8 protein-coding genes are annotated in these 13,063 nt (G+C 45.9%); 3 read left to right on the top strand and 5 right to left on the bottom strand.

From position 1 onward, the window contains the following. Positions 1-114: 114 nt before the first annotated feature. Positions 115-414, bottom strand: a complete 300-nt coding sequence (gene rpsT / locus D0A37_RS09430; RefSeq protein ID WP_006632886.1) for a 30S ribosomal protein S20 — start codon at positions 412-414, stop codon at positions 115-117. A gap of 878 nt (positions 415-1,292) precedes the next feature. Here rpsT and hisD point away from each other — a divergent pair. Next, a complete protein-coding gene (gene hisD / locus D0A37_RS09425; RefSeq protein ID WP_242723522.1) occupies positions 1,293-2,606 on the top strand; it encodes a histidinol dehydrogenase in 1,314 nt (437 codons plus the stop codon). 302 nt (positions 2,607-2,908) lie between these two features. Beyond that, entirely contained in the window at positions 2,909-3,337 is a 429-nt protein-coding gene (locus D0A37_RS09420) for a universal stress protein (protein ID WP_242723521.1), read from the top strand. 41 nt (positions 3,338-3,378) lie between these two features. Here the strand turns inward: D0A37_RS09420 and D0A37_RS09415 are convergent, their stop codons facing one another. From D0A37_RS09415 to D0A37_RS09405, 3 genes are all read right to left on the bottom strand, one after another. Continuing rightward, positions 3,379-4,656, bottom strand: a complete 1,278-nt coding sequence (locus D0A37_RS09415; protein WP_242723519.1) for an ATP-grasp domain-containing protein — start codon at positions 4,654-4,656, stop codon at positions 3,379-3,381. A 202-nt stretch (positions 4,657-4,858) separates the two neighbouring features. Further along, the gene (locus D0A37_RS09410; protein WP_242723517.1) at positions 4,859-5,752 is read right to left on the bottom strand and encodes an isoaspartyl peptidase/L-asparaginase family protein; all 894 of its coding nucleotides are present in this window, start codon (positions 5,750-5,752) and stop codon (positions 4,859-4,861) included. Positions 5,753-6,392: 640 nt separating this feature from the next. Next, on the bottom strand, positions 6,393-7,025 hold the full coding sequence (locus D0A37_RS09405; RefSeq protein WP_242723515.1) for an alpha-ketoglutarate-dependent dioxygenase AlkB family protein: 633 nt from the start codon (positions 7,023-7,025) through the stop codon (positions 6,393-6,395). 147 nt (positions 7,026-7,172) lie between these two features. Between D0A37_RS09405 and D0A37_RS09400 the strand changes: the two genes are divergently transcribed. After that, on the top strand, positions 7,173-7,412 hold the full coding sequence (locus tag D0A37_RS09400) for a hypothetical protein (protein WP_242725884.1): 240 nt from the start codon (positions 7,173-7,175) through the stop codon (positions 7,410-7,412). A gap of 141 nt (positions 7,413-7,553) precedes the next feature. Here the strand turns inward: D0A37_RS09400 and D0A37_RS09395 are convergent, their stop codons facing one another. Then, positions 7,554-12,923 carry an AAA family ATPase gene (locus D0A37_RS09395; protein ID WP_242723513.1) on the bottom strand — a complete coding sequence of 1,790 codons (5,370 nt, stop codon included), beginning with the start codon at positions 12,921-12,923 and terminating at the stop codon, positions 7,554-7,556. Between the last annotated feature and the right edge of the window lie 140 nt (positions 12,924-13,063).

The raw sequence follows: 13,063 nt of genomic DNA, 5'->3' as shown, positions 1-13,063 counted from the left end.
TCTTCTTTCTTCCTTCTTCCTTCTTCACGCTTGACTGCTTCACGCTTGACTTCTTCCCTCAACATCCATCCCTTCAATCTTGTACACTGCTTCGTTGCCGAACTTTCTGCTTCCTTAAGATGCTACGGATACTTCGTGCGGCTTGAGGGTTCTTGCCAAGCGGGACTTTTTGCGAGCGCCGTTGTTGCGGTGGAGTACACCTTTTTTGACAGCTTTGTCAATTTTGCTGTAGGCCTCAGACATTCGCTGCTGGACTTCTTGCATTAATTCCGGGCTCGGAGCTGCGGCGTACTTGTCTACGGCAGCGAAATACTTCTTCATCAAAGTTTTGACCGCTGACTTGTAAGATTTGTTGTACAAGCGGTTACGTTCGGCGATTTTGACTCGTTTGACGGCGGACTTAATATTTGCCATAGTTCAGTTGCTGGAAGTAGGTATTCATTGATACACCCTAGTCTAAAGACACGGGGATTTTGAAGGACAACCTTTTCGGGATCGATCCGCAAAAAGCTTGAATTTTAAAGGCTGAGTGAGACAGCCATTCTCCCTTGGCTCAGATTTAGCTGAGACTGTGGGTACTTTTTGGCCACGCCCGCGCAATAATTTTTTATTGACTCATTTAACGGCCTGTTTTTTACCCCTGACGATACCCAAAGGTATGACAGTGGTGTTTCGGAGGCGTTTTGCGGTGTTTCTACCGTCACCAGTTAAAGTCACGGTTTCTTGCGCGCAATTTTTAAGTATACAATAATTTGGCGTTTTATAAAAAAATTATCAGGTGTTGGAAAAACTAATATAGCACCTATTCTGCTTAAAATCCAATTCTCGGAAAAATCCAAGTTAAGCTATAACAAAGAATACGGGTTATTTGGGCTTCGGCAAGAAGCACTTACCGAAGGTAGAAGGTAAAAAGCAGAAGGTAGAAGGTAGAAGGTAGAAGACAGCCGGATCAGAAGGTAGAAGGTAGAAGGCAGAATCAAAATTCTTCCGCTCGAACACTCTCCCTCTCGGATATTATCGGGGTCAGACACTCTCCCCCTCTGCGTTCCCACCCTCTCCCTCCGCACTCGGTTCTCTGGCGGGCAATTCCTAGAGAAGGTTGTGACTTGTCCTCAGTGTTGCAAAATCCTCGACAGAGATTTAAACGCTGCACTGAAGCCTTGGAAAATGCCGCGACTCTCGCGGTTTAAGCTTGTGGACTGGTGGTGGCCTACTTCTCTAGGAGAACGCCACAAAAATCCCCAATTGTCAAGCAAATGTTAGTGAAGTTATAGACGGCATTCCTAATCTCCATGCTGCGAATCATTACTCAGTGGGTTGAGGCACAAGCTGAACTGCGACGGATCTGCGATCGCACCCATGACGAACTTGTCGTTCACAAAGAAGCCACCGTGCGGGAGGTGCTGCAAGCTGTAAGGCGCAGAGGCGATCAGGCTGTGCTGCACTACACTGCTGAATTTGACCGCATGACCCTAAATGTGGAAGATCTACGGGTGAGCGGCGCCGAACAGGATGCTGCTTACCAGCAGGTGTCGAAAGAATTATTAAATGCCATCCGGCTGGCTTGCAAACAGGTAGAGGCGTTTCACCGACAGCGCGTACCCAAGTCTTGGGTGCAGTTTGGTGATGACGAGATTGTTTTGGGCAAGCGCTACACGCCGGTCGATCGAGCGGGAATCTACATTCCTGGCGGTCAGGCGTCCTATCCGAGCTCGGTGATCATGAATGCGGTTCCTGCGAAGGTCGCCAAGGTGCCGAGACTGGTGATGTGTACTCCCCCCGGACAGGAGAAGAAAATGAATCCTGCGGTGCTGGTAGCGGCTCAGGAAGCGGGAGTTGATGAGATTTATCGGGTAGGCGGGGCGCAGGCGATCGCGGCTTTGGCCTACGGTACGGAAACTATTCCGAAGGTAGATTTAATTACTGGGCCGGGGAATATTTACGTCACCCTGGCTAAAAAACTGGTTTACGGGACTGTAGGGATCGATTCTCTGGCTGGCCCGTCGGAAGTGTTGATTATTGCGGATGGTTCGGCGAATCCTGTGCACGTTGCTGCGGATATGTTGGCTCAAGCTGAGCACGATTCGATGGCGTCGGCAATTTTGCTGACGGCGGATTCGGTGCTGGCTAGAAAGGTGGTGGCTGAGGTAGACAGACAGTTGGCAAATCACCCGCGCCGAACTTTAACAGAAAAGGCGATCGCCAACTATGGTTTAGTCGTGGTAGTTGACTCGCTCAAAGCGGCGGCGGAACTCTCTAACGAGTTTGCCCCGGAACACTTGGAATTGCAAGTTGCAGATCCCTGGGCTTTGCTCGATCAAATTCGCCACGCTGGGGCGATTTTCTTGGGCTGCTCGACCCCGGAAGCTGTAGGTGATTATTTGGCTGGCCCGAATCACACTTTGCCGACTTCTGGGGCTCCGCGCTATGCGTCGCCACTGGGTGTCGAAACTTTTATGAAGCATTCGAGTTTAATTCAATATTCGCCTGCTGCACTTAAGAAGGTGAGTAGGGCGATTAATGTTTTGGCGGAAGCAGAGGGGCTTCCTTCTCACGCTGATTCGGTGCGGCTGCGGACTGAAAATGAGGGAAAGGGTGAGTTTTAGATGGTAGATTTAAGTAGATGATCGGCAAAATACAGAGGTAGTCAAAAGCGAGTGAAATGCAATGAAAGGAAGCAATTCTCTTGCGATTATGGTAGCTTTACATTCTGTGACAAGCGGTCCAGTTTATTTGCACCTACTTACTTACGCACTGCGGGCTTAAGAAACCCGGTTTCTTCAAGTATCTTGCTTAAATGACGCAATTATGTTAAGAAACCGGGTTTCTGGGTAGGTAATAATGATGTTGGTGGGAAGCGCGAAAATTGTGGAAAGTAGGCGACAATCAACGAAAAATTTAAAGGTGCATGATATTGAATACTGTTTTGGTAGCGATCGACAATTCAGAGTTAGCGACTCAGGTACTGCAAGTTGTAGGACAATTTCAGCTAGAACCGACGGCCAAGGTGATTCTAGTTCATGTTGTGAGTTCTGGTACGTCGGATTTTGACGCGGTTGTCGATCGACCTCACGCTCAGGGAGATGAGATTGCTTACCGAGAGGTAGAGAAGTTGCTGCAATCTTATCAGGAAAAGTTGCCTTGCCAGAGCGAATTGGAAATTGTTTCGGGGGAGCCAGCGCCGGAAATTTTGCGTTTGGCTCATATTTATAAGGCGGATTTAATTGCGATCGGCTGTCGCGGTTTGACGGGTTTAAAGCGAATTTTGGAGGGTTCGGTGAGTGCTGAGGTTGTCGCTGAGGCTCCTTGTTCGGTGTTGGTGGTGCGCGCCAGATGAGCGGGAAAACCCGATAACCGCTGCAAGGGGTAGAGTAGATATTAACCCAATTGCTGCTGCAATCCCTTACTGTGCAAATTTTCCTCGATGTGCTGCATGTCCTTCATATCCTCACCCGCAACTATCCCGTACATTTCCGTGTATATTTTTCCGTATTTAACCTTCTCTAAAGCTGACAAGATTATCAAGTCCTTGCGATCGAGTTCTGATTTCAGCGTGACAAGAATCGATTCCAAAGTCCCATCCATTCGCCAGTTACTCGAATATTGAGCCACCTCCTTTCCCAGCCCCAGTAAGGTATGGCGCTGCACACAAAGCGGAGTCGAGCCATTAACTCGGAAATTGGCATCAATGGCATACAACTGTCCCTCAGAGTCTTCCAGCACGTCGAAGCCAATAACGCCGAAATAACCCTGTTGGTGAGCATATTTACCAATAGCGGCAATCATCTCAAAAAACCTACTCATGTCGGTTTCGCGGTAGTGAATCAGTCCCCCTAAATAGCTGCCCTCTGGGGTGACAAGTTGGGTGGTAGTGCCGATAAGCGTGATATTTCCCGTTTTGCTTACATAGAACTGCACACAATAGTTCTGCACTTCATTCTTGACGAATTCCGAGACAATAATCGTATCCAGCAACTTAATATCGAGATATTTTCTCACTTCCTGCAAGCAGTAGTTTAGATCGCTGGCGCTTTTGATAATATAAGTCCCTTCTCCAGAAAGCCCGTGGGATGCTTTAATCAAGTAGGGGAATTGCTCTGGTAACTGAATGCTTTCGAGATTGACTTCGTGCAGATTGTAGGTTTGGTATTTCGGACATTGCACGCCTAAATCTGCTAGGGTTGCTTTGCTGAGCAAGTGGTAGTGGATGTCGGGATGGACGGCGTGTTTTTCGGGTTTGAGATTGTCGAAGGGAAATAGAGTCAGGAGTTTGTCAAAGCGATCGCTTACGCTGAGATCTTCGAGATAAGTTGAGCAGTCTATCATCTCCATACTGCTGTAGCTGAAGCCAAAATGCTCCCGCCAATAGTCCATCAGCGAGTTCGGCGGCGAATTAATCACAATCCCTGGGATGGCATCGCCTAACACAGCCAGATTTTTCCAAGGTTCCTTCTGGCCAATCTTGTCGAAAGAAGTTTTGGTGGCTTCACTGCTGCCGTCTTGAATAAAGTATTTTTCCCTGTTGGGGTAAGCAGCCCAACTGGCAGTTGCAGGATAATTTAGGATGAACGCATAACGTGCATCTGTGATGTCGGGAGCAAACACATCGGAAAGAGAATTGCCTTGAAAGTAAGGAAAGTCGTATGTTGAGTTCATAGAAACCTCCAAGTCGAGTTTGAATTGAACTGTTTTCGCGGCCACTAAGTAGCTCGACATAATTAAAAGTAGGGTGGGCAAGGCCCGCCCTACAAATTGAAAAAGTGTTTATTGATCTCCCGCTACTTAATACCTAGGAAACAAGATATTAGTTGCGGAATTGTCACTCTCTCCAACTAGAGAGAATGCAGCCTCAATAATTTCAATGATGGACGAGTTGTTTTTTCTTAGTGAACACAGCCACCTTGTCCATTTCTTCGGTTCTATAAGCACAAGCCATGTCGGTTGAGTTATGCGCCCAGCCAACCCGCCCTTGAGGGTCTATGAGGATGCACCCAGCTTCTCCTGCCACCTTAGATGCAAGAGTCTCAATAGCCATCTGCGCTGCATCGTCTGGGTGCTTGCCGGACGCTAGAAAGTCAATCGCAACCTTAGCCAAAACTACTGGCATAATCGACTCACCATCGCCTGTGGTCGAGCAGCCGCCCTGTTCATTTTCAGCAAACAAGCCTGAGCCGATAATGGCGCTGTCGCCGACGCGACCGGCGGGCTTATTCATAGTGCCCCCAGTTGAGGTACCGGCAACTAAGGTGCCACTACTATCCAAAGCTACACAACCAACGGTATTGGGGCGGTCAAGAACTTCTTTTTCCTCCTCCCACTCTTCCTGTTGCTCATCCGCGATTAAGTCTTCTTTTGCAGACATCTCGGCTCCATTTTCTGCTGCAAAATGTTCTGCGTGATCCGCTACTAAGAACATGGGTTTTGTATCCATAATCTTTCGCGCCACTGAGATGGGATGGCGCACGCCTTGAACATTTGCGAGGGCTCCCCAAGCTAATGAACCGCCTTCCATCATTGCTGCGTCTAGCTCTACCTCTCCCTGGTTGTTGAGAACTGATCCAAAGCCTGCGTTAAATGTCTGGTCAGCTTCCAGAACCCGGATAGCTGCCTCAACAGCTTCTGCTGCTGTACCCCCACTTGACAGCACGGCCCAACCAGCTTCTGCTGCTGCGGTACAGCCTGCGTTGTTTGCTGCAACCTTCTCTTCGGAGATGGTTTTTGCTCCACCGTGAACAATAATGCTTAATACCATAAATTTCCTGTTTTTAATCTTAAGATCTACTTAAATGTATATTAATCAATCAATTATTAATTAATTGATTAATATAAGCAATTTTTAAGTAGTTTTTGACCCGTCCTAGTTCTATAACTTAGCAGTGTTTAATTTTGGCTTCTTCTCTCTTCAGATATAATTATTGGGATCGCTCTTTGTGCTCCCCCCGACCTAGGTATTTACGAATTATTAATATATATCTGATTAAATATATGTCAATAGGGTGAGGCTATTTGGGTTCGAGTTAGTTAATAAAGTTGAAAGATTTAGGGAGTAAAGATGGGGTAAAACTTAAGGCGATGTACTACACCTTAACAGGCAAAATGGGTAAACCTAAAGAATGAGACTTTGAGAGAAAATAAGTGCGATCGCGCTTCACATCACTCTGAACCTTTCTGCTTACCCGCCAAAAACTCCCGCAGCCGCAACAAACTAGCCGTTTGACCCAAATTCAGCCTTAGCAGCGGCACTCCCGTGCGATCGCTAATTCGACGGTACTGTTATTGCTGTGCCAAAATCGCTAATTTTACTGTTAACAAAAGTTGCAATATTTTTTTATTAAAACCGCAACTAAAGGCAGGCAAACGCCTATGCAAATTACAAATTACCATTAATTCATTTAGCTTACTTTCCTGAAAGTAAGGTTAATTCTTGGCTCAGTAACTTTGGCTGCTTTCGGGATTTGGTGTTGCCAAAAATGCTGGGTTGATCCTTTCATCAGCAGGAAGCTTCCAGGAGTTAATTGAATTTCTAATTTCATTTCTTTGTGGTATTTGTGCCTGAGCATAAAACGACGAGTAGCCCCAAAACTTACAGAACCGATGGCTGGGTTTTCACCCAGTTCTGATTCATCATCACTGTGCCACGCTACACTATCTTTGCCGTCGCGATATAGATTAAGCAACACGCTGTTAAACAATGTACCTGCTATTGCTTCTATTTTAGATTTGATTGTTAGGAGTGTAGGTGTCCATAGATTAGGCTCCATTCTTATGTTCGAGTAAGTGTAAGATTTACCTGCATCTCCGTACCATGCGGTAAGTCGCGGTATAGCGACTTGCTTGCCAAAAAGCAGAGTCACCTCTTGCTTCCAATTAATAGTGCCGTACAATTCCGCAAATATCTCGTTGCTCTCATTGTTATTGAAGAAGTCGCGGTACATGATTACTTCGGCATCAGGCATAGATAATTGCTGACCATGCTTCTGGCTTTCTGCTTTTGGCTCTTCCCACAATGAAAGTTGAGTATACATAAATCTGCTCGCTGATTACGTTTTACTGAAATTTATAAATATACAGTTGTTGACACAAGCACTGCCCAGCTTTACCATTAATCATGTAAAGCTAATTTTAGCATTTTAACAAGACAAGGATAATTACTTTTCCCAAACTTACAGCTAATGTTGCCTACAGAATTGGGCGAAAAGTCTAGGATATGTTCCGGTATGTTTTTAGACAGGGACATAAGTTTAGATAATGGCAGAAAAATTCGGTTACTCTTGTTTTTGCCTTCCTTGCCCGCGATCGCTGCATTGATGGATCTTGACCTAATCCTAGTCCTCAATGAAGCGATCGCGCTTCACATCACTCTGAGCCTTTCTGCTTACCCGCCAAAAACTCCCGCAGCCGCAACAAACTAGCCGTTTCCCCCAAATTCAGCCGTAGCAGCGACACTGCGTCCAACCGAGACTGCACCCAACCGTCGGCCCAATACCACTCGTGAGAAATGAAAATGATCTCCCCTTCCAACAATGTAGCGATCGAGTTTGGGACTGTTGCAATTAATGTAAATGGTGTAGCCTGTCTTTGATTTTTGTGCGAGTCACCAATGCAGACTCACAGCGTTCCCAGTAAATTTTAGCAACGCGATCGCCCGGATTCTGACGCCAACACTCGGAAAACAGCCGCGCCGCTTCAAATAACTTCCCTTCCGAGTAAAGTGCCCTAGCTTCTGCAAACAATTCCAGCGTAGCTAACTTGGCCTGTTTAATTTCTGGCGGATCTGCATCAAACACCTCATAAATCGTCACAGCTTGGGATTTTCCCTTGACTTTTACCGTGTCTAGAGTGCGGATTGTGTAGTGAGATGGATTTTTCAGGCGCGCATAAGTTGGCTGAGTAATTAACAGCGAAACCCCATAATTTTTTGTCAAACTTTCCACGCGAGAAGCTAAATTAACGGCATCACTAATTACTGTCCCGTCCATGCGATTTGGCCCGCCCACCGTTCCCAGCATCAAAGAACCCGTATTAATCCCAATCCCAATCTGAATCGGCGCACAGCCCGAGTAGGTGCAGTATTCATTATATTCAACGAGACGGTGCAGCATAGCAATTCCCGCTTTCACCGCATTATCAGCTTCCCCACTAAACAGCGCCATAATCGCATCGCCAATATATTTATCAATAAACCCCTTATTTTCATTAATGACGGGTTCCATGCGACTGAGATAAGAATTAATAAATTTGAAATTATTCTCCGGCGTCATAGTTTCCGAAAGCGTAGTGAAATCGCGAATGTCGGAAAATAACACCGACATTTCTAACTGCACTTGGTCGCCCAATTCCACATCAATGATGCTTGATTTATCTAAAAATTGGAGAAATTGATGGGGAACAAATCGCTCGTAAGCTTTGTTTAGTTGAGCCAGCCTGCTTTCATTTTTGCGTACTTCTGTATAAAGCTTAGAATTTTGAATCGAGATCGCCGCCTGTCCCGATAACACTTTTAATAGTTCCACTCTTTCAGGGGTAAAAGCTCCCGCTGTCAGATTATTTTCTAAGTAAACAATACTAATGATTTGAGATTGGTTAATCAGCGGCACACATAAAATTGATTTGGGCTGATGCTTTCGGATGTGGGCGTCGTTGGTAAATTGTCCCGATCGCGCAGCATCATCTAGTACCACGCTTTCTTGAGTGCGACTCACATAATTGACAATTGCGGTAGAAAGTTCTTGACAGGTTTCAACGGGGATTGACTGCAACACGGTGACGAGTTCGTCATCGATTGTTCCTTCAGCTTCAATGAACAGTTGTCCCTGGCTTAACAAAATCAGATAGCCTCGTTGCGCCCCTGCATTTTCAATCAAAATTTTCATCAAGCTAGACAGTAGCTTATCTAGCATAATTTCTCCAGAAATCGCCTGAGAAGCCTTCATGACTGCGGTGATATCTAGGTGATTCCCCGAACCAGTCGTTGTCATTGCTACGGTAGTTTGAGTGTTTTTCCTTCCCGGTTGAGTTACCGCGAATAAGTGGGGATATCGCGTTTCTAAATCCGTTACCTTAGCAGTGGCTCCCCATTCAACATAACAATAATACGCCTCAAATATGTAGGCTTGAGCAACTTTTGTTTTGCCCCATTCCCCGTAGAATTTGGCTGCTAGTTCGTTGGCCAGGGCTTCGTCATTAACATATTTGTTTTCTTGGGCTCCAGAAATGGCGCGATCGTACATTTCAATCGCCTCGGCTTTATTTCCCAACACCCGTTGCCGTTCTGCTTCCACTAAATACCATTTATGCAGATAATTCATCGGAGCATTTTGCGCCCACTGTTGCAGCGTGCTTTGATGGGTTTCCACTAAGGCAATAATTTCAGTTTGCTCAATTGCTGACTGTGCGGGAAAAAGTGCCAGGTGCGTCAGGGCGGCATAAAAATGAAAAATTGGAACAAAAGCTGATCCCGATACTCCCATCAAATACTGTTTGACTTGGGTAATGTGGTCTAGGGCAGCCGTATAATTCCCATAGCAGTAAGCAAGCAGCAGTTTGTAGATGCAGGCACAAGCGATCGCCGTGAATTCATTATCCTGATAGTGCTTGGGAATCATCACCGTTTCATCGTAGGCAGAGCCTATTAACAAATCCGGCCGCATACGGGTTTCCCTCAAGTTTTGCACCGTCTGCTGAATCATATCCAAATAAACCCGAGCAGAATATTGTTTCAACTGCGCCATGACAGCCCTGTAACTTGCTATTTCTGGTTCCCAAGTGTCTAGTTCTACCCCAGCGAATAAATGAGTATAAAAGCAAATATATATGTTGTAGCCAGCGTCTACAAAGTCGCCTGTTTCCATACCAAACCTATAGCCTTCTTTCAGCGTCGGTATCGTTGCCAAAAGAGATTCTTGGCGATGCTGAATCCAGCCACCAAACAAAAGTAGAACTGTGGACTTGAATTCGGGCACATTCAACCTATCAAGCAATGAAAGTGCCAATTGCCCAAAGTCATACCCCGTTTCCACCTCTTGTAAAAAGGCACAGAACACCATCCCGTGCATCGCATAACCCACGGTCGATGCGGGCGCATTCCCAAAGGAGAGCGATAAACTTACCATCGTGGAACTCAGCAGGGGCAGCAAACCGGGCATTCCCTGGAAAATGGGTGGAAACAACATACCAGACAGTTGCATAGCTGCCTGAGTCTGTGGATTTGTCATCACAGGTAAGTCAACCAATTCCTCAATCTTTCTGCCGCTTAGTTGGCCCGCAAGGGCTTGTAGCGCTTTGCCAATCTTGGCTTCATCAGGTTCGGCAGGAAGTTCAATCCCCAATTGTAAGAGTGCGTCTCTTGCTACTGCGATCGTTTCTAACACCTTGCTCTGGGCTGTCTGAGCGGCAATTTTAATTTCGTAAATTTTAACTCGATCTAAAATTGTTTGGGCTTCTTGCAAAACCAGTGCGGCCATCTGTTCCATACCATCAAAGTCACCATTCAAATAGGCAATTTCAGCAGCAGCAACATAGAGATTTAGCGCCAATTCATATTGAGTTTGCCAGCAGTTTACGCTCAGTAGCTCAATTCCCGTTTGTAGATAGATATTTGCAGCAGCGTAGGCGGTAGAACTTCTGGCTTTACGTCCCGCTTCTAAGTTGAGTTGGGCTAAGGCTTCTCGTTCCCTTAATTGATTGATTAACTCAATTCCTTGATTTAAATGCCCCACAATATCAAACAGTTTTTCCTCTGTTTCTATTTCCGAAAAATTTTGGAGCAATAACTGTCCTATTTTCAGATGAGTAGCTTGTTTTTGGTCGTCGGGAATCAATGAATAAGCCGCTTGCTGGACGCGATCGTGCAAGAACTTATAAGTTGGATTAGCAACAGACTGATTCGGGGATTGGGCATCTGCTTGAATAAAGTTATAGCCTTCTGCAATCACTAAAATGAGGCCTTCTTGCAAGGCTTTCCACAGCGCTGATTCCGTTTGTTCTGGTAATTCTTCGCTGACTATTGCCAAGGTATCTAAATCAAACTGCGCCCCAATGCAGGCGGAAAGTTTGAGAACATCCTGAGTTTGGGCAGGCAACTTCTGCAATTGCGCCGCCATAAACTCCACCACATCCGAGGCGTCGGCAAATTTAACTTGAGCAATATCGCACTGCCACCCCCCTTTACTGCCGCCCTTACTAAGAGGGGATTGAGGCGGGTTAAAAATAATTTGACCATCTTCATACAATGCCTTGAGGAATTGAGTCGAGAAAAAGGGATTACCTTGGGTTTTTTGATAAACCAATTCTGTCAAAGGTTTAGCCAAAGATAAATCGCAAATCAGCGTATCTGCTACCAACTGATTGAGATCTGCTAAACTCAAAGGTTGCAGCATAATAGTATTCACCACTGCCCCCGACTTCACAATCTCATCGATCGTTAACATAAAAGGATGAGCCGGTGATACCTCATTATCCCGGTAAGCACCCAATACCAAGAGATGCCCCGTATCCTCCATCAACAGTTGTAGCAATTTCAGCGATGCCGAATCTGCCCACTGCAAATCGTCCAAAAACATCACTAAGGGATGTTCTGCTTGGGTAAATACTTGCACAAATTTCTGCATCAGCAGATTGAAGCGATTTTGTGCTGCACTCCCCGACAATTCTAGTGCAGGACGTTGAGCGCCAATGATGTGTTCTAATTCAGGAATTACGTCAATCAAGACTTGCCCACTCTCGCCTACTGCGGTGAGAATCAGGGTTTTCCATGTTTGTAATTGAGCGTCACTTTCTGATAATAACTGTCCCATCAATTCCCGAAATGCTTGCACAAATGCACTGAAGGGGATGTTGCGCTGGAATTGGTCGTATTTGCCTTTGATAAAATAGCCACACTGTCGGGCGATCGGCTTATGCACTTCATTCACGACTGCGGTTTTCCCAATCCCAGAAAAGCCAGCTACTAGCATCATCTCGGCGCTACCTGTAGTGACTCGTTCAAAGGCGGCTAATAGATTAAAAACTTCTGTTTCTCTGCCGTATAACTTTTCGGGAATCAGGAAATGATCTGTAAGATCCAGCGTTCCCAAGTCAAATTCTTCTATGCTATCGGTTTCTTGTAATTGAACCAGACACATTTCTAAATCCTGCTTGAGCCCCAATGCAGTTTGATAGCGATTTTCCGCATTTTTGGCCATCAGCTTGCTGACAATTTGCGAGACAATTAGGGGAATTTCTGGCTTGATTTCGTGCGGGGGAACTGGTTGTCTGGCAATGTGGCAGTGAACGAGCTCTAAAGCGTCTTCTGTCTCAAAAGGTAGTTTTCCGGTCAGCAATTCGTAGAAGGTGACGCCGAGCGAGTAAAAGTCAGTGCGGTAATCGATAGAGCGATTCATCCTACCAGTTTGTTCCGGCGAGATGTAAGCGAGGGTTCCTTCTAAAACGTTGGGATTTTTCAGGGTTGGCATTTCTCGCGTTAGCTGAGTGGAAATGCCAAAGTCGATAATTTTGAGCTGTTCCGTTTCCGGGTTATAAACAATATTTGAGGGGTTAATATCTTTGTGGATGATATTGGCGCTGTGAATTTGCCCTAAAGTTGCGGTGGCTGCGATCGCCAGGAGAAGAAATTCCTTGAGGCTAAACTTTCGCTGCTGCATCCATATTTTCAAGGATTCGCCGCCAAAGTCCTCCACAAAAATCACGAGACTGTTTTGGTATTTTTGCAAGTCATAAACTTGCACGACTCCCGTCTCTTTCAGCTCTCGGGTGATTCGGTATTCGGTGCGGTAGCGTAGTAATTCTTGAGGTGTTGGGTAGCTTTCTTTGAGCAGTTTAAGGATGAGCGGTTGGTGATCCGCTTCCCGAATCGCCCGGTACACCAGAGAGTTGGCACTTTCGTAAAGTAGCTTCTGGACGGCAATGCCTGGAATGGAGAGCATATTTATTTTTCTTGTAAAAATTAACGCCCAGTCAAAACACACCGGGTTCGTTGTGTCGAGAATAGCGCTTTAGAAAGGAACAAATCATGTTTTTCTAACACACTCTTAGTTTTTCGGCAGCTAAGTAGCTTTCACGCGGT

This window comes from Microcoleus vaginatus HSN003 (genome assembly GCF_022701255.1).
Classification (GTDB): Bacteria; Cyanobacteriota; Cyanobacteriia; order Cyanobacteriales; family Microcoleaceae; genus Microcoleus; species Microcoleus vaginatus_B.
This window is presented reverse-complemented; position numbering and strand designations above follow the sequence as displayed.

Bases quoted from the DNA above. Each gene is read 5' to 3' on its own strand.
- rpsT (WP_006632886.1), bottom strand. From the start codon at position 414: ATGGCAAATATTAAGTCCGCCGTCAAACGAGTCAAAATCGCCGAACGT.
- hisD (WP_242723522.1), top strand. From the start codon at position 1,293: ATGCTGCGAATCATTACTCAGTGGGTTGAGGCACAAGCTGAACTGCGA.
- D0A37_RS09420 (WP_242723521.1), top strand. From the start codon at position 2,909: ATGATATTGAATACTGTTTTGGTAGCGATCGACAATTCAGAGTTAGCG.
- D0A37_RS09415 (WP_242723519.1), bottom strand. From the start codon at position 4,656: ATGAACTCAACATACGACTTTCCTTACTTTCAAGGCAATTCTCTTTCC.
- D0A37_RS09410 (WP_242723517.1), bottom strand. From the start codon at position 5,752: ATGGTATTAAGCATTATTGTTCACGGTGGAGCAAAAACCATCTCCGAA.
- D0A37_RS09405 (WP_242723515.1), bottom strand. From the start codon at position 7,025: ATGTATACTCAACTTTCATTGTGGGAAGAGCCAAAAGCAGAAAGCCAG.
- D0A37_RS09400 (WP_242725884.1), top strand. From the start codon at position 7,173: ATGTTGCCTACAGAATTGGGCGAAAAGTCTAGGATATGTTCCGGTATG.
- D0A37_RS09395 (WP_242723513.1), bottom strand. From the start codon at position 12,923: ATGCTCTCCATTCCAGGCATTGCCGTCCAGAAGCTACTTTACGAAAGT.